Below are 15716 nucleotides of genomic sequence, written 5' to 3' on the forward strand. Positions count from 1 at the left end.
ATGCACAACACATCGGGCCATATCTACGAGGAGATCCATCGATGCAGTCACGACAATCCACTCCGTCGCGCAACCGTCAACGCCTGCTGCGCACCGCCCAGGTCGCGATCGCGGGCGCCGCGCTCGCGCTGCTCGCCGCCTGCGGCGGCGGCGACGACAACAGCAGCAGCGCATCGAACACGCCGCCGTCCGGCGTGAAAATGCAGGTCGTGTCGTTCGGCGACAGCCTGTCGGACGTCGGCACCTACTCGCAGATCAAGCTCGGCTTCGGCGGCGGCCGCTTCACGACCAACCCGGGCCAGGTGTGGACGCAGAACGTCGCGCAGTACTACGGCGACACGCTGCAGCCGGCGAACCAGGGCGGCTTCGGCATCCCGTTGCAGGCGACCGGCGGCCTCGGCTACGCGCAGGGCGGCTCGCGCGTGACGCTGCAGCCCGGCATCGGCCATGCGGACGCCAGCGTGCCGAACCCCGACTATGCGCAGGCCACCACCACGCCGATCGCCGATCAGGTCAAGCAGTACCTGGCGCAGCACGGCAGCTTCAACGCCGGCCAGATCGTGCTGATCAACGGCGGCGCGAACGACATCTTCTATCAGGCGCAGGTCGCGCAGGCGCAAGGCAACACGCCGGCCGCGCAACTGGCGGCCGCGCAGGCGATCGGCCTCGCCGCGCAGCAGCTCGGCGGCCTCGTCCAGCAGATCGTCGCGGCCGGCGCGACGCACGTGTTCGTCTCGAACGTGCCGGACATCGGCGGCACGCCGCTTGCGCTGCAAGGCGGCACGCAGGCCGCGCTCACGCAACTGTCGGGCCTCTTCAACCAGACGCTGGCCGGCACGCTCGCCGCGCTGCAGGTCGATCCGACCAAGTACGCGTTGGTCGATACGTTCACGTGGCAGGACGGCATCGCGGCCAACTACCAGGCGAACGGCTTCAGCGTGAAGAACACCGACACCGCGTGCAACCTGAAGGCGATGGTCCAGGCGGCCACGCAGTACGGCGTCGCGAACGCGACCGCGTTCGGCTCGTCGCTGTTCTGCTCGCCGCAGACCTACACGGTCCCGAACGCGGACCAGACCTACATGTTCGCCGATACCGTGCACCCGACGACGCGCCTGCATGCGCTGTTCGCGCAGTACGTCGAGCAGCAGATCGCGAAGTCCGGCGTCGGCAAGTAACGCGCTCGCGGCACGCCGATACGAAAACGCCTGACCGGCGAGTCGCCGGTCAGGCGTTTTTCATTGCAGTGCGCGTCGAAGCGGCCGAAGCGAGCCGGGTCAGTCGGCCGCGTCCCCCGCATCGAACGCCGCGGCCGCGCGGCCGAGCCGGTCGTTGACCGCGATCCACTCGACGGTCTCGGGCAGCTTCTCGACGAGAATGCGTGCGACCTGCGCGCGATCGAGCGCGCGCAGCATCCCGTACAGATCGCGCGCATATGCGTGCGGATCTTCGGGCGCGGCGATGAAGTGCACGCCGTCCGCCTGCGCCCAGCGCCCCGCACGCGACGCGCGTGCGACGAGCGCGACGCGTTCGCCGTCCGCCTGCGCGGCCGCGAGCAACGGCTCGAGCGCGTCGAACGGCAGCAGCGCGAGCGGCGTGCGCGGCGCGTAATGCGCCTTCAGCGTGCCGGACGCGCGCGGCGCGGTCGCGTCGCTGCCATCGGGCAGACGCGGCGCGCGGCCGAGCACGTCGGCGATCTGCTGCGGCGTCACGTGACCGGGCCGCAACAGCGCGGGAAAGCCGCGCGACAGATCGACGATCGTCGATTCGATCCCGACTTCGGACGCACCGCCGTCGAGCACGTGCACGGTGTCGCCGAATTCGTCGCGCACGTGCTGCGCCGTGGTCGGGCTCACGTGGCCGAAACGGTTCGCGGACGGTGCGGCCACGCCGCCGTGGCCGCCGCGGCGCGCGCTGAACGCGGCCAAGAGCGCCTGCGCGACCGGATGCGACGGACAGCGCAGACCGACCGAATCCTGGCCGCCGCTCACGGCATCCGGGATGCGCGGATGGCGCTTCAGGATCAGCGTCAGCGGGCCCGGCCAGAACGCGTCGATCAGTGCCCGCGCATCGGCCGGAACGTCGGCGGCCCAGTAGCCGGGATCGCCGCCGGGCGGCAGATGCACGATCACCGGATGGTTCGCCGGACGCCCTTTCGCCGCGTAGATGCGCGCGACGGCTTCCGGATTCGCCGCATCGCCGCCGAGCCCGTACACGGTTTCGGTCGGGAACGCGACGAGCTGCCCGGCGTCGAGCAGCGCCGCGGCCGCGTCGATCTGCGCGGGCGTCACCGTATTCGGGAGCGCGATGGACATCGGCCGGCGCCTCAGTCGAGCGGCACGCGCAGCAGCTGCGCACACGCGTTGGCGGCCGCGACCGCGTCGTCGCGCGTCTCGGCCGTGAAGTTCACGTGACCCATCTTGCGGCCGACGCGCGCCTCTTCCTTGCCGTACAGATGCAGATGCGCGGCCGGCATCGCCGCGACCGTGTCCCACGGCGGCGTGACCGCGCCGGCATCGGCGCCGTTCGGGAACCACACGTCGCCGAGGATGTTCAGCATCGCGGCCGGCGAATGCTGGCGCGGGTTGCCGAGCGGCATGCGCGTCATCGCGCGCACCTGCTGCTCGAACTGGCTGGTTGCGCACGCATCGACCGTGTAGTGGCCGGAGTTGTGCGGGCGCGGCGCCATTTCGTTCGCGACGAACGAGCCGTCTTCCAGCACGAAGAATTCGACGCACAGCACGCCGACGTAATCGAGCTTGTCGGCGATCCGGATCGCGGCCTGCTGCGCCTCTTCGACACGCGCGGCATCGGCGGCCGGCGCCGGCACCACCGTCAGTGCGAGGATGCCGTCGTGATGCACGTTCTGCGCGAGCGGGAACGCGGCCGAGCGGCCGTCCACGCCGCGCGCGATCAGCGCCGACACTTCGTATTTCAGCGGCAGGCGCTTTTCGAGCACGCACGGCACGCCGCCGAGCGCCGCGTGCGCGTCGCGCGCTTCGCGGGCGGTGCTCACGCGCACCTGCCCCTTGCCGTCGTAGCCGAGCCGCGCGGTCTTCAGGATGCCGGGCAGCACCGCATCGAGCGCGGCATCGTCGAGGGCGGCGAGCGCGGCCGGCGACTCGATCACGACGTGCGGCGCGACCGGCACGCCGGATGCCTCGATGAAACGCTTCTCCGCGATGCGGTCCTGCGCGACTGCCACGCAGCGGCCGGCCGGCGCGACGAACGTCGTGCGCGCGAGGAAATCGAGGCTCGCGGCCGGCACGTTCTCGAATTCCGTCGACACGGCTTCGCACAGCGCGGCCAGCTCGGCGAGCGCGGCTTCGTCGTCGTAGGCCGCGCGCAGATGGCGGTCGGCTACCGACCCGGCCGGGCTCGCCGGATCGGGATCGAGCACGGCGACGCGATAGCCCATCGACTGGGCGGCAAAGCAGAACATGCGGCCGAGCTGGCCGCCGCCGACCATGCCCAGCCACGCGCCGGGCAGGATCGGGGAAACGGAATCAGGAGTTGCGGTCATGTCAGTGATCGATCGCGGCGGGCGCGGCCCGCCGCAGTGGGGAAAGTCAGGCGATGCGCGGCCGCCGGCGCGCCGTCAAGCGAGCGGCGGCAGCACCATCGCGTGCGCGGCTTCGTTCTGGCGCACGCGGAACGCGGCGAGCCGGTTCGCGTAGTCGACCGACGTGCCGGACAGGATCGACACCGCGAACAGCGCGGCGTTCGCGGCGCCGGCCTCGCCGATCGCGAACGTCGCGACCGGCACGCCCTTCGGCATCTGCACGATCGAGTGCAGCGAATCGACGCCCTTCAGGTACTTGCTGGCGACCGGCACGCCGAGCACCGGCACCGTGGTTTTCGCGGCCAGCATGCCGGGCAGATGCGCGGCGCCGCCGGCGCCCGCGATGATCGCACGCAGCCCGCGCTCGCGCGCCTTCTCCGCATAGTCGAACATCTCGTCGGGCATCCGGTGCGCGGACACGACCTTCGCTTCGTACGGCACGCCGAATTCCTGCAGGATCGCGACCGCGTTCTTCATCACGTCCCAGTCGGAACTCGAACCCATCAGCACGCCGACGAGCGGCGCGCTGTGCGTGTGGGCAGTCTGGACTTCAGTCATGTCGATGTGTCCTTGCTTACGCGAGCGGCTGGCCGGTGATGCGCTCGAGCGCTTCCTGGTACTTCGCGGCCGTCTTCGCGACGACGTCGGCCGGCAGCGCCGGCGCCGGCGCCGTCTTGCCCCACGGCTGCGCCTCGAGCCAGTCGCGCACGAACTGCTTGTCGAACGACGGCGGGTTGGTGCCGACCTGGTACTGGTCGGCCGGCCAGAAGCGCGACGAATCGGCGGTCAGCACTTCGTCCATCAGGTACAGCTTGCCGTGGTTGTCGAGGCCGAACTCGAACTTCGTGTCGGCGATGATGATGCCGCGCGTCGCCGCGTAGTCGGCCGCTTCCTTGTACAGGCGGATCGAGATGTCGCGGATCGTCGCGGCCAGCTCGGTGCCGATGCGGCGCTCGGTTTCCTCGAACGTGATGTTCTCGTCGTGCTCGCCGAGCTCGGCCTTCGCGGCCGGCGTGAAGATCGGCTCCGGCAGCTTCTGCGCGTTCTGCAGGCCGGCCGGCAGCGCCACGCCGCACACCGCGCCCGAGGCCTGGTATTCCTTCCAGCCGCTGCCGGCCAGATAACCGCGCACGACCGCTTCGATCATGATCGGCTCGAGACGCTTGACGACCGCCGCGCGGCCCTTGACCTGCTCGACTTCATCGGCCGCGACGACCGCTTCCGGCGCGTCGCCGGTCAGGTGGTTCGGCACGATGTGCGCGAGCTTGTCGAACCAGAAGTTCGCCATCTGGTTCAGCACGCGGCCCTTGTTCGGAATCGGCTCGCCCATGATCACGTCGAATGCCGACAGACGGTCGGTCGTGACGATCAGGAGCTTGTCGTTGCCGACCGCGTAGTTGTCGCGGACCTTGCCGCGACCGAGGAGCGGCAGCGAGCGGAGCGTGGATTCGTAAAGGGTAGACATCGTCTTTTCGCAGATAAGGAGCCAAACAAAAAGGGAAACGCCGTTCCCCGCGGCAGGCGGGAACGGCGGTCTTGCAATGCGTCGGCGAACCGCCGGCGCGAGCGCGCCGGGCGGTTGCCGGCCGGCCCTCGTTCGGCCGGACGGAACGGCTGCCGGGGCCGGATCAGGTCCGCCGCGGGCAGCCGCCGCGCCCGGCGACCACGCCGGGCGGGGCAATCGTACTACAGTCTCAGCGCACGACCTGCGCGAGCGCGCCGGACTTGTACTGTTCGGCGATCTTGTCGAGCGACACCGGCTTGATCTTCGCGGCCTGGCCTTCGCAGCCGAACGCGAGGTAGCGATCGACGCAGACCTTCTTCGCGGCTTCGCGCGCGGGCTTCAGGTAGTCGCGCGGATCGAACTTGCCCGGGTTCTCGAACAGGTAGCGGCGGATCGCGCCGGTGATCGCGAGACGCAGGTCGGTGTCGATGTTGACCTTGCGCACGCCGTGCTTGATGCCTTCCTGGATTTCCTCGACCGGCACGCCGTAGGTTTCCTTCATGTCGCCACCGAATTCGCGGATCTCGGCCAGCAGCTCCTGCGGCACCGACGACGAACCGTGCATCACGAGGTGCGTGTTCGGAATGCGTGCGTGGATTTCCTTGATGCGCTGGATCGACAGGATGTCGCCGGTCGGCTTCTTCGAGAACTTGTACGCGCCGTGCGACGTGCCGATCGCGATCGCGAGCGCGTCGCACTGCGTGAGCTTCACGAAATCGGCAGCCTGCTCCGGATCGGTCAGCAGTTGCTCGCGGGTCATCGTGCCTTCCGCGCCGTGGCCGTCTTCCTTGTCGCCCTTCATCGTCTCGAGCGAGCCGAGCACGCCGAGTTCCGCCTCGACCGTCACGCCGATCGAATGCGCCATCTCGACGACCTTGCGCGACACGTCGACGTTGTACTCGTACGAGGCGACCGTCTTGCCGTCGGCTTCGAGCGAACCGTCCATCATCACGCTGGTGAAACCGCTGCGGATCGCGGCCATGCACACGGCCGGCGACTGGCCGTGGTCCTGGTGCATCACGACCGGGATGTGCGGATACGACTCGACCGCCGCTTCGATCAGGTGGCGCAGGAACGGCTCGCCCGCATACTTACGCGCGCCGGCCGATGCCTGCATGATCACGGGCGCGCCGACCTGGTCCGCCGCCGCCATGATCGCCTGGACCTGCTCCAGGTTGTTCACGTTGAAGGCCGGCAGGCCGTAACCGTGCTCTGCCGCGTGGTCCAGCAATTGACGCATTGATACGAGAGGCATTGTGGAACTCCTTGGAATGAAAACCGGTGCGCCCTGACGCCGGCGCGGCGCTCGCTCCCGCCTGAAACGGGGCGGCACGGCACGGCTGAGCGTCGAATAGCGGCATTTTATCGCGAAGCGCCGCCGATTCCGACCGCGCCGGCGCGCCCGCTCGCAATTTGTTACCTTGGCACGGCACAATCCGCCAAAAAACAGAAAAAAAGCCGCGCGGGGCATCCGACCCCACGCGGCTTTTCGGTCCAAACGGTGCCGGATCGACCGGGCCGACGGCCCGAGGCAACCCGGCCAGCCCGGCGCTCAATAGTGCTCGCCGACCCGCACGATCTTCAGCGTATTGGTGCCGCCCGCCTGCCCCATCGGCTCGCCGACGGTCAGCACGACCATGTCGCCGTGCTGCACGTAGCCCTGCTTGACGATCATCTCGAGCGCCGCCTGCAGCGCGGCGTCGCGGTCGCTGTTGAAGTCGACGTGCAGCGGCGTCACGTTGCGGTACAGCGCCATCGTGCGCTCGCTGCCGACGCGCGGCGTCAGCGCGAAGATCGGCACGTGCGTGTAGTGACGCGACATCCACAGCGCGGTCGCGCCCGATTCGGTCAGCGCGACGATCGCCTTCGCACCCAGGTGATACGCGGTGAACAGCGCGCCCATCGCAATCGACTGGTCGATACGCGTGAACGTGCGGTCGAGGAAATCCTTGTCGAGTTCGACGTGCTCCGATTTTTCCGCTTCGACGCACACCGCCGCCATCGTCTCGATCGTGACGACCGGATACTTGCCGGCGGCCGTTTCGGCCGACAGCATCACCGCGTCGGTGCCGTCGAGCACCGCGTTCGCGACGTCCGACACTTCGGCGCGCGTCGGCACCGGCGCGTGGATCATCGATTCCATCATCTGCGTCGCGGTGATCACGAGCTTGTTCGACTCGCGCGCCATCCGGATCATCCGCTTCTGCAGCGCCGGCACGGCCGCGTTGCCCACTTCGACCGCGAGGTCGCCGCGCGCGACCATGATCCCGTCGGACGCATCGAGGATGCTCTGCAGCGCCGGAATCGCCTCGGCGCGCTCGATCTTCGCGATCATCTTCGGCTTGATGCCGTACGGCGCGCCCGCGATGTTCGCGAGCTGGCGCGCCATTTCCATGTCGGTTGCATTCTTCGGGAACGACACCGCGACGAGATCCGCGCCGAGCGACATCGCGGTGCGGATGTCCTCCATGTCCTTCGCGGTCAGCGCGGGCGCCGACAGGCCGCCGCCCTGACGATTGATGCCCTTGTTGTTCGACAGCTCGCCGCCCACCTTGACGATCGTGTGGATCTCCTCGCCGAGCACGCGCTCGACGGTCAGCACGATCAGGCCGTCGTTCAGCAGCAGCAGGTCGCCCGGCTTCAGGTCGCGCGGCAGTTCCTTGTAGTCGAGGCCGACGCGCTCGTCGTTGCCGAGCTCGCAACCCGCGTCGAGGATGAACGCCTGGCCCGGCGCCAACGTGGTCTTGCCGTTCTCGAACTTGCCGACGCGGATCTTCGGACCCTGCAGGTCGGCCATGATCGCGATCTCGCGGCCGACCTTGCGGGCGGCCTCGCGCACCATCTCGGCGCGCTGGCGATGATCGTCGGCCGTGCCGTGCGAAAAATTGAGCCGCACGACGTCGAGGCCCGCCTGCATCATCTGCAGCAGAATCTCCGGCGAACTGGAGGCCGGACCGATCGTGGCGACTATCTTGGTGGCGCGCTGCATGAAACTCCTCATCTGGATCAGGGTTGATGCGCTGGGTGAAACGCTGCGAGAGCCGGAATCGGCGAGCCCAGCGGCGGCCGTCCCGGGGAGCGTGCCGGTGCTTGCGCCCGGCATCGCTTTGTTCTGAATCTCATGGTGCTGCACGACCGCGTCGCCGGCGGCCGCCGCTGCGCGCGGGGTGGTGTCCGCCCGCGCGGGCGCGCGTTTGCGCTTGCCCGCGCCGGCCCGCTGCTCCGCTGTCGCGGAGCGCGCGGCCTTCGTCACCCCTGCGCGCACCGCCACGCTCAGGCCGCCCGCGTTTCCAGCACTTCCACCGCCGGCAGCTTCTTCCCTTCGAGGAACTCGAGGAATGCGCCGCCGCCCGTCGAGATGTAGCTGACCTGGTCGTGGATGCCGTACTTCGCGATGGCCGCCAGCGTGTCGCCGCCGCCCGCGATCGAGAACGCGGACGACTTGGCGATCGCGTCGGCGAGCGTCTTCGTGCCGTTGCCGAACTGGTCGAACTCGAACACGCCGACCGGGCCGTTCCACACGATCGTGCCGGCCTTCTCGAGCTGGCTCGCGAGCGCGCGGGCCGTATCGGGACCGATGTCGAGGATCATGTCGTCCGCTTCGATGTCGGCGACCTGCTTCACCGTGGCCGCGGCCGTCGGCGAGAATTCCTTGGCCGTCACGACGTCGGTCGGGATCGGCACCGACGCGCCGCGCTCGCGCGCCTCGTCGATGATCGCCTTCGCTTCGGCGACCAGATCGGCTTCCGCGAGCGACTTGCCGATCGACAGGCCGGCCGCGAGCATGAACGTGTTCGCGATGCCGCCGCCGACGATCAGCTGGTCGACCTTGCCGGCCAGCGACTTCAGGATGGTCAGCTTGGTCGACACCTTCGAGCCCGCGACGATCGCGACGAGCGGACGCGCGGGGTTGCCGAGCGCCTTGCCGAGCGCATCGAGTTCGGCAGCAAGCAGCGGGCCCGCGCAGGCGACCGGCGCGTACTTCGCGATCCCGTGGGTGGTGGCCTCGGCGCGGTGCGCGGTGCCGAACGCGTCGTTCACGTAGATATCGCAGAGCTTCGCCATTTTTTGCGCGAGCTCGTCCGAATTCTTCTTCTCGCCCTTGTTCACGCGGCAGTTCTCGAGCAGCACGACCTGGCCCGGCGCGACGTTCACGCCGTTCTCGACCCAGTTCGACACCAGCGGCACGTCGCGGCCGAGCAATTCGGCCAGACGCTTCGCGACCGGCGCGAGCGAGTCTTCCGGCTTGAATTCGCCTTCGGTCGGGCGGCCGAGGTGCGACGTGACCATCACGGCCGCGCCGGCGTCGAGCGCGGCGCGGATCGCCGGCACGGACGCGCGCACGCGCGTGTCTTCGGTGATGTTGCCGTGATCGTCCTGCGGGACGTTCAGGTCGGCGCGGATGAACACCCGCTTGCCGGCGAGCTGGCCGGCGGCGATCAGGTCGGTAAGACGCTTGACTTGGCTCATGGTGGACAGATTGAAGTAGTGGATGGGGAAAGGGGCTTCACGCTGGACGTGCGCGGGCTGCCGCGAAAGGGCGCCGGATGCGGCCGTGGCTGGCGGTTCGCATGACGCGCACGGGTAAAAATCTCGAACGGGCATTCTAGCCGATCCACCCGGCAGACTGACCGTGCGCGGCCGAATTCCGCCTATTTGGGAGCGCGGGCGGCCGGCGGCATGCTGCTGCAATGCAGCAATCCGCTGGCGCCGGCGCACCGGGCGCCGGCCGGCCGCCGCCGCGATTCATCAGAACAGGATCCGCAGCACGGTGAACACGAGCATGCCGCTGACGATCGTGCCGAGCATGCTGCGGCGCCACAGGAACCAGCCGAGGCCGGCGAGCGCCGCGTAAAACGGATGATTGGTCAGCGCGAACGACAGGCCGGCCGGCGTCTCCAGCACGTCGGGCAGCACCACGGCAACCAAGGCGGCGGCCGGCGCATAGCGCAGCGCGCGCTGCGCGCGCTCGGGCAGCACGGTGCGCTCGCCGCCGATCAGGAACAACGCGCGCGTGACGGCCGTGACGATGGTCATCCCGACGATCACGAGCCAGATTTCGGTCGCACTCACTCGCTCTCCTTCTCGTGCACGATTTCGGTACGGATGCGCCGCCAGTCGGCGCGCTCGACGAAGAAATCGGCGGTGCAGCCGGCGGCCAGCGCCGCGAGCACCGCGATCGGCAGCGCGAGCCGGTACGGCAGGTCGAACAGCACGAGCGACACGATGCCGGCCACCGCGACCGCCACGAGCGTCGAGCGGTTCGCGACCGCCGACACCATGATCGGAATCAGCGCGAGCGTGCCGGCCAGCTCGAGCCCCCAGCTCGCCGGAAAGAAGCTCGCGAGCAGGATGCCGGCGAGCGACGACGCCTGCCACGACGCCCAGCTCGCGAGCGCCATCCCCCAGAAGTACGCCTCCTTGCCCGGCACGTGGCCGTAGGCGAAGCCCTGCTTCTGGAACAGCAGGTAGATCACGTCGCCGTTGAAATAGCCGATCGCGACGCGCCGCCACAGCGGCAGGTAGGAGAAATGGGGAGCGAGGCCGGCGCTGAAGATCACGAAGCGCATGTTGACCATCGTGGCGGTGAGCAGGATCGTCCAGAGCGGCAGCTTCGCGACGAGCAGCGGCAGCACCGCGAGTTGCGACGAACCCGCGTACACCAGGATCGACATCGCGCTCGCCTGCCCGAGCGTCATCACCGACTTGCTCATCGCGATGCCGGTGACGAGCCCCCAGGAGAGGATCGCCATCAAGGTCGGGGAATAGTCGCGCGCGCCCTGGATCAGCGCGAAGCGGTCGGTGGCGGACAAGCGAGCGAGCATGGGGAGGCGGGCCGCAGCGGGCGGTTCGTCCGGGCTCCGGCGTCTCCTGCCGGCACGGCCCGTCGTCGTTGGAATCGGTACCGGACGATTATAGCCCCGGCCCCATGGCGACCGACCGGATCGGCGCCAAATGACGCTAAAATAAGCGTCTTTCCGGCTCAACGCTGCACAACCACCGCAGCACCCCACTGCTCCCAGGAGAATCCTATGTCAATGGCCGACCGCGACGGCAAGATCTGGATGGACGGCAAGCTGATCGACTGGCGCGACGCCAAGATCCACGTCCTGACCCATACGCTGCACTACGGCATGGGCGTCTTCGAGGGCGTGCGCGCATACAAGACGGCCGACGGCAGCACCGCGATCTTCCGCCTGCGCGAGCACACGAAGCGGCTGCTGAATTCGGCGAAGATCTTCCAGATGGACGTGCCGTTCGACCGGGAAACGCTCGAAGCCGCGCAGCTCGAAGTCGTGCGCGAAAACAAGCTCGAATCGTGCTACCTGCGCCCGATCATCTGGGTCGGCTCGGAAAAGCTCGGCGTGTCCGCGAAGGGCAACACGATCCACGTCGCGATCGCGGCCTGGCCGTGGGGCGCCTACCTCGGCGAGGATGGCCTCGCGAAGGGGATCCGCGTGAAGACGTCGTCGTTCACGCGCCACCACGTCAACGTGTCGATGGTGCGGGCAAAGGCGTCGGGCTGGTACGTGAACTCGATTCTCGCGAATCAGGAAGCCACGGCCGACGGCTACGACGAAGCGCTGCTGCTCGACGTCGACGGCTACGTGTCGGAAGGCTCCGGCGAAAACTTCTTCCTGGTCAACAACGGCAAGCTCTACACGCCCGACCTGTCGTCGTGCCTCGACGGCATCACGCGCGACACGATCATCACGCTCGCGAAGGACGCCGGCATCGAGGTGATCGAGAAGCGCATCACGCGCGACGAGGTCTACACGGCCGACGAAGCGTTCTTCACGGGCACGGCCGCCGAAGTCACGCCGATCCGCGAGCTCGACAACCGCACGATCGGCAGCGGCGCACGCGGCCCGGTCACGGAAAAGCTCCAGTCGGCGTTTTTCGATATCGTGTCGGGCAAGAACGCGAAGTACGCGCACTGGCTGTCCAAGGTCTGAGCGCGCCGCGCCGCCGACCGCCCACAAAAAGAGTGATTAGAGAAAGTCTCATGAGCGAAATCAAGGAAATGCCGCTGGTCGAACTGACAGCCAAGGACCTCCCCGCGTATTGCCCGAACCCGGCCATGGCGCGCTGGAGCGCGCATCCGCGCGTGTTCATCGACGTCTCGCACGGCGAGGCACGCTGCCCGTACTGCGGCACGCGCTACAAGCTGCGCGACGGCGAGGTGGTCAAGGGCCACTGAGCCCGGCCCGCGGGCCTGCGGGCCCGTCGCACGCGAGGCGGCGCCGCCGGAGTTTCCGGCGCGCCGCCCTTTCCCTTTCTGACAACCCGAACGCGGTGCATGCGCGCCGTGCTTCATTACGACATCGGAAGTCGACCTGATGCGTCGAGCGCTGGTTATCGCACCGAACTGGATCGGTGACGCATTGATGGCGCAGCCGCTTTTTGCGCTGCTGAAGAAGCTCCATCCCCGCATCGCGATCGATGCCGTCGCACCCAGCTGGGTGGCGCCGGTGCTCGAGCGGATGCCGGAGATCCACGATGTCCACGCGACCGATCTCGCCCACGGCAAGTTACAGCTGCTGCGCCGCTGGCAACTCGCGAGCGACCTGCGCGACGTCGGCTACGACGCGGCGTACGTGCTGCCGAATTCGTTGAAGTCGGCCGTGATCCCGTGGCTCGCGAACATCCCGCTGCGGATCGGCTACACGGGCGAGCACCGCTACGGCTTGCTGAACGTGCGGCACGCGAACCCCGACAAGTCGGCCGAGCGGCCGCCGATGACGACCCACTACGCGGCGCTCGCCTATGCGCCGGGCGCGAAGCTGCCCGAGTCGATGAAGACGCTGCCCGCGCCGCGCCTCGACGCCGATCTGAACGAGACGGCGCGCGTGTCGGCGCGTTTCAATCTCGATACGCGCAAGCCGCTCGTCGTGTTCTGCCCGGGCGCCGAATACGGCCCGGCCAAGCGTTGGCCGCCCGAGCATTTCGCGACGCTGGCGACGATCGTCCACCAGTCGTTCCCGTATACGCAGATCGTCGCGCTCGGCTCGCAGAAGGACGCCGCGGCCGCGCAGGCGATCGCCGACCACGCGCCGAACGTGCGCAACCTGTGCGGGCAGACGTCGCTGTCCGAGGCATGCGCGCTGATCGCGCGCGCGAACGCCGTCGTCACCAACGATTCCGGGCTGATGCACGTGGCCGCGGCGCTGCGCCGGCCGCTCGTCGCGCTGTACGGGTCGACGGATCCGCGCCACACCCCTCCGCTGTCGGAGCTGGCGAAGGTACAATGGCTGCATCTCGAATGCAGTCCCTGCTTCGAACGCGAATGCCCGCTCGGCCATCTGAACTGCCTGCGCGAGCTCGGCCCGGAGCAGGTATTCGGCGACTTGCGCGGCATGCTCGTCGGGCAGCGCTGACCCTGGCCGGCGGCGTCGCACGACGCGCCGGGCAATCCGATTCACCGGTGTACGGCGGCCTCATCCGGGCCGCCGTGCTGAATACGGCGCGCGACGCGCGCGAGAGATAACCCCGATGCCACGTTTTGCCCGCCTTTTCGAAGCCGCCGCCGATACGCTGAACGCTTACTACCAGGCCGTCGCCGACGCCAATCTCGACGCGCTGCTGGGGTTGTGGATCGACGAGGACTTCGCCAGCTGCGTGTGGGCCGACGGCGAGCATCTGCACGGCCTCGACCAGATCCGCAGCGGCCTCGCGAACCGGCTCGCCACCCGCCCGGTGACGATCGAGCCGCTCGACATCCGCGTGTACGACAGTCTCGGCACCGTCGTCTATACGATCGCCGAGGCCCATCAGCAGGCCGACCTGACGGCCGAACCCGACATGGTGTTCGCGACGTACGTGATGATTCACGAGCGTGGCGAGTGGCGCATCGCGCATATCCACGCGAGCCCGATTCCCGAACAGGCGGCCGGACAATTCGCCGCGAAGATCCGTCACGGGCAGGGTCCGCTGCACTGACGAAGCAACGTAGCAACGCACTAGCAGGGCGATCATGAGTACGGCCTCCCCGCCTACCTCGCCGCTGACCGGGGCCTCGGCCCCCGCCGACGACCTACTGCGCTATCGCGCACCGCGCTGGCTGCCGAACAGCCATGTCCAGACCATCGTGCCCGCGCTGTTCGCGCGGCGTCCGGCCGTCGCGTACCGACGCGAGCGCTGGGAAACCCCCGACCACGACTTCATCGATCTCGACTGGGTCGCGCACCTCGACAGCGCGGCGCCGGCACCCGATGCGCCGCTGTTCGTGCTGTTCCACGGCCTCGAGGGCAGCTCCGGCTCGCACTATGCGCTCGCGATGATGGCCGCCGCGCAGGCGAACGGCTGGCACGCGGTCGTCCCGCACTTTCGCAGCTGCAGCGGCGAGCTGAATCGCCAGCCGCGCTTTTATCATCTCGCCGACAGCGCCGAAGTCGACTGGATCCTGCGCCGGCTCGCCGCGCAGCATCGCGGGCCGATCGTCGCGGCCGGCGTGTCGCTCGGCGGCAACGTGCTGCTGCGCTGGCTCGGCGAGCATCGCAGCGACACGTCGATCGTGCACGCGGCCGCGGCGATCTCGACGCCGATCGACGTGCATGCGGGCGGCCGCGCGCTGTCGCAGGGCTTCGCGATGGTCTATACGCGCAGCTTTCTCAAGACGCTCAAGCGCAAGGCACTCGCGAAGCTCGATCAATATCCGGGGCTGTTCGACCGCGACGCGATGCTGCGCGCCGTCACGATGCGCGACTTCGACGAAGTCGTCACCGCGCCGCTGCACGGCTTCGCGAACGCCGACGACTACTGGACCCAAGCCACCACGCGCCCGCTGCTGCGCGCGATCGACGTGCCGACGTTGATCCTCAATGCACGCAACGACCCGTTCCTGCCCGAATCCGCGCTGCCGAGCGCCGCCGACGTGTCGCCGGCCGTCGAGCTCGATCAGCCGGCGCACGGCGGTCACGCGGGATTCATGACCGGGCCGTTCCCCGGCCGACTCGACTGGCTGTCGGCGCGCGTGTTCGGCTATTGCTCGAAATTCGTCGACCATGGATGACATCGTCCGACAGGCCATCGCCAAATGGCCGAACGTTCCGCACTGCACTGGCTGGCTGCTGCTCGACCGGCGCGGCGCATGGCGGCTGCGCGACGACGCCGCGCAGGCCGCCGGCGAGCTCGGCTCGCCCGTGCGGCATGACGCGCTGAACGCATTCATCGCCCGCAACTACGCATGCGACGCGCATGGCCAGTGGTTCTTCCAGAACGGCCCGCAGCGCGTCTATGTCGAGCTTGCCTATACGCCGTGGGTCGTGCGCCTCGTCGAACGCGACGGGCAGCTCGAGCTCGTCGATCACACCGGCGCGCCGTTCGAGCCCGAGGCCGCGTGGCTCGACGATGCGGGCGGCGTGCTGTTTCGTGCGGCGGGTGCGGCGGGCGCTGCGAACGCGCCGCCGCGCGTCGCGGTGCTGCACGATCACGATCTCGGCCTCTTTGCCGATCACGCCGATTTCGACGCGACGCCGCCCGTGCTGCGCTGGCGCGACGGCCGCACGCTGCCGCTCGGCAGCATCGCTCGCGCCGACGTGCCCGCGACCTTCGGCTTCGTCGCGAGCCCCGCGCAGCGCGCACGCGACACCCCAGCCGCCGCTGCAGCGGATCCGGGCGGCGGCGAAGGCTGAAGCACGGTCGCCACAT

At 68.8% G+C, this 15716-nt stretch carries 17 protein-coding genes; 8 read left to right on the forward strand and 9 right to left on the reverse strand.

Annotated elements, in window-relative coordinates; all coding sequences use genetic code 11:
• Window positions 1–41 precede the first annotated feature (41 nt).
• Window positions 42–1178: an SGNH/GDSL hydrolase family protein gene (locus MYA_RS11635; protein WP_014723565.1), complete on the forward strand. Its 1137-nt coding sequence runs from the start codon at window positions 42–44 to the stop codon at window positions 1176–1178.
• Between the two features lie 99 nt (window positions 1179–1277).
• Here the strand turns inward: MYA_RS11635 and MYA_RS11640 are convergent, their stop codons facing one another.
• From MYA_RS11640 to pyk, 6 genes are all read right to left on the reverse strand, one after another.
• On the reverse strand, window positions 1278–2315 hold the full coding sequence (locus MYA_RS11640) for an L-threonylcarbamoyladenylate synthase (protein WP_011885904.1): 1038 nt from the start codon (window positions 2313–2315) through the stop codon (window positions 1278–1280).
• Between the two features lie 11 nt (window positions 2316–2326).
• Complete coding sequence (locus tag MYA_RS11645; RefSeq protein WP_014723566.1) at window positions 2327–3523, reverse strand: 5-(carboxyamino)imidazole ribonucleotide synthase; 1197 nt, start codon at window positions 3521–3523, stop codon at window positions 2327–2329.
• 75 nt (window positions 3524–3598) lie between these two features.
• Window positions 3599–4120, reverse strand: coding sequence for a 5-(carboxyamino)imidazole ribonucleotide mutase (gene purE / locus MYA_RS11650; RefSeq protein WP_011885906.1), 522 nt, complete (start codon window positions 4118–4120; stop codon window positions 3599–3601).
• 16 nt (window positions 4121–4136) lie between these two features.
• Window positions 4137–5027 carry a phosphoribosylaminoimidazolesuccinocarboxamide synthase gene (locus tag MYA_RS11655; RefSeq protein ID WP_014723567.1) on the reverse strand — a complete coding sequence of 297 codons (891 nt, stop codon included), beginning with the start codon at window positions 5025–5027 and terminating at the stop codon, window positions 4137–4139.
• A 229-nt stretch (window positions 5028–5256) separates the two neighbouring features.
• Window positions 5257–6321: a class II fructose-bisphosphate aldolase gene (gene fba / locus MYA_RS11660; RefSeq protein WP_014723568.1), complete on the reverse strand. Its 1065-nt coding sequence runs from the start codon at window positions 6319–6321 to the stop codon at window positions 5257–5259.
• A gap of 297 nt (window positions 6322–6618) precedes the next feature.
• Window positions 6619–8055, reverse strand: a complete 1437-nt coding sequence (gene pyk, locus MYA_RS11665) for a pyruvate kinase (RefSeq protein ID WP_011885909.1) — start codon at window positions 8053–8055, stop codon at window positions 6619–6621.
• Here pyk and MYA_RS32415 point away from each other — a divergent pair.
• The gene (locus MYA_RS32415) at window positions 8054–8182 is read left to right on the forward strand and encodes a hypothetical protein (protein ID WP_257785811.1); all 129 of its coding nucleotides are present in this window, start codon (window positions 8054–8056) and stop codon (window positions 8180–8182) included. The two genes, pyk and MYA_RS32415, sit on opposite strands and share 2 nt — an antisense overlap.
• Window positions 8183–8339: 157 nt before the next feature.
• On the opposite strand, the gene MYA_RS11670 is transcribed toward MYA_RS32415, so the two are convergent.
• The 3 genes from MYA_RS11670 to MYA_RS11680 form a co-directional block, all read right to left on the reverse strand.
• Window positions 8340–9536, reverse strand: a complete 1197-nt coding sequence (locus MYA_RS11670) for a phosphoglycerate kinase (protein ID WP_011885910.1) — start codon at window positions 9534–9536, stop codon at window positions 8340–8342.
• A 279-nt stretch (window positions 9537–9815) separates the two neighbouring features.
• Entirely contained in the window at window positions 9816–10139 is a 324-nt protein-coding gene (locus MYA_RS11675) for an AzlD domain-containing protein (RefSeq protein WP_011885911.1), read from the reverse strand.
• Window positions 10136–10891 carry an AzlC family ABC transporter permease gene (locus MYA_RS11680; protein ID WP_011885912.1) on the reverse strand — a complete coding sequence of 252 codons (756 nt, stop codon included), beginning with the start codon at window positions 10889–10891 and terminating at the stop codon, window positions 10136–10138. The genes MYA_RS11675 and MYA_RS11680 overlap by 4 nt, the downstream gene beginning before the upstream one ends.
• Window positions 10892–11098: 207 nt before the next feature.
• Between MYA_RS11680 and MYA_RS11685 the strand changes: the two genes are divergently transcribed.
• From MYA_RS11685 to MYA_RS11710, 6 genes are all read left to right on the forward strand, one after another.
• Window positions 11099–12022: a branched-chain amino acid transaminase gene (locus tag MYA_RS11685; protein WP_011885913.1), complete on the forward strand. Its 924-nt coding sequence runs from the start codon at window positions 11099–11101 to the stop codon at window positions 12020–12022.
• A gap of 50 nt (window positions 12023–12072) precedes the next feature.
• Window positions 12073–12267, forward strand: coding sequence for a zinc-finger domain-containing protein (locus tag MYA_RS11690; RefSeq protein ID WP_006749970.1), 195 nt, complete (start codon window positions 12073–12075; stop codon window positions 12265–12267).
• Between the two features lie 139 nt (window positions 12268–12406).
• Complete coding sequence (gene waaF / locus MYA_RS11695; protein ID WP_011885914.1) at window positions 12407–13444, forward strand: lipopolysaccharide heptosyltransferase II; 1038 nt, start codon at window positions 12407–12409, stop codon at window positions 13442–13444.
• A gap of 115 nt (window positions 13445–13559) precedes the next feature.
• Complete coding sequence (locus tag MYA_RS11700) at window positions 13560–14006, forward strand: nuclear transport factor 2 family protein (protein ID WP_006749968.1); 447 nt, start codon at window positions 13560–13562, stop codon at window positions 14004–14006.
• Window positions 14007–14040: 34 nt separating this feature from the next.
• The gene (locus MYA_RS11705; RefSeq protein WP_011885915.1) at window positions 14041–15078 is read left to right on the forward strand and encodes a hydrolase; all 1038 of its coding nucleotides are present in this window, start codon (window positions 14041–14043) and stop codon (window positions 15076–15078) included.
• Window positions 15071–15700 carry a DUF2946 family protein gene (locus MYA_RS11710; RefSeq protein WP_011885916.1) on the forward strand — a complete coding sequence of 210 codons (630 nt, stop codon included), beginning with the start codon at window positions 15071–15073 and terminating at the stop codon, window positions 15698–15700. Before MYA_RS11705 ends, MYA_RS11710 begins: the two co-directional genes overlap by 8 nt.
• Window positions 15701–15716 lie beyond the last annotated feature (16 nt).

Source organism: Burkholderia sp. KJ006 (assembly GCF_000262695.1).
Lineage (GTDB): Bacteria > Pseudomonadota > Gammaproteobacteria > Burkholderiales > Burkholderiaceae > Burkholderia > Burkholderia vietnamiensis.

Bases quoted from the DNA above. Each gene is read 5' to 3' on its own strand.
- MYA_RS11635 (WP_014723565.1), top strand. From the start codon at position 42: ATGCAGTCACGACAATCCACTCCGTCGCGCAACCGTCAACGCCTGCTG.
- MYA_RS11640 (WP_011885904.1), bottom strand. From the start codon at position 2,315: ATGTCCATCGCGCTCCCGAATACGGTGACGCCCGCGCAGATCGACGCG.
- MYA_RS11645 (WP_014723566.1), bottom strand. From the start codon at position 3,523: ATGACCGCAACTCCTGATTCCGTTTCCCCGATCCTGCCCGGCGCGTGG.
- purE (WP_011885906.1), bottom strand. From the start codon at position 4,120: ATGACTGAAGTCCAGACTGCCCACACGCACAGCGCGCCGCTCGTCGGC.
- MYA_RS11655 (WP_014723567.1), bottom strand. From the start codon at position 5,027: ATGTCTACCCTTTACGAATCCACGCTCCGCTCGCTGCCGCTCCTCGGT.
- fba (WP_014723568.1), bottom strand. From the start codon at position 6,321: ATGCCTCTCGTATCAATGCGTCAATTGCTGGACCACGCGGCAGAGCAC.
- MYA_RS32415 (WP_257785811.1), top strand. From the start codon at position 8,054: ATGAAACTCCTCATCTGGATCAGGGTTGATGCGCTGGGTGAAACGCTG.
- pyk (WP_011885909.1), bottom strand. From the start codon at position 8,055: ATGCAGCGCGCCACCAAGATAGTCGCCACGATCGGTCCGGCCTCCAGT.
- MYA_RS11670 (WP_011885910.1), bottom strand. From the start codon at position 9,536: ATGAGCCAAGTCAAGCGTCTTACCGACCTGATCGCCGCCGGCCAGCTC.
- MYA_RS11680 (WP_011885912.1), bottom strand. From the start codon at position 10,891: ATGCTCGCTCGCTTGTCCGCCACCGACCGCTTCGCGCTGATCCAGGGC.
- MYA_RS11685 (WP_011885913.1), top strand. From the start codon at position 11,099: ATGTCAATGGCCGACCGCGACGGCAAGATCTGGATGGACGGCAAGCTG.
- MYA_RS11690 (WP_006749970.1), top strand. From the start codon at position 12,073: ATGAGCGAAATCAAGGAAATGCCGCTGGTCGAACTGACAGCCAAGGAC.
- waaF (WP_011885914.1), top strand. From the start codon at position 12,407: ATGCGTCGAGCGCTGGTTATCGCACCGAACTGGATCGGTGACGCATTG.
- MYA_RS11700 (WP_006749968.1), top strand. From the start codon at position 13,560: ATGCCACGTTTTGCCCGCCTTTTCGAAGCCGCCGCCGATACGCTGAAC.
- MYA_RS11705 (WP_011885915.1), top strand. From the start codon at position 14,041: ATGAGTACGGCCTCCCCGCCTACCTCGCCGCTGACCGGGGCCTCGGCC.
- MYA_RS11710 (WP_011885916.1), top strand. From the start codon at position 15,071: ATGGATGACATCGTCCGACAGGCCATCGCCAAATGGCCGAACGTTCCG.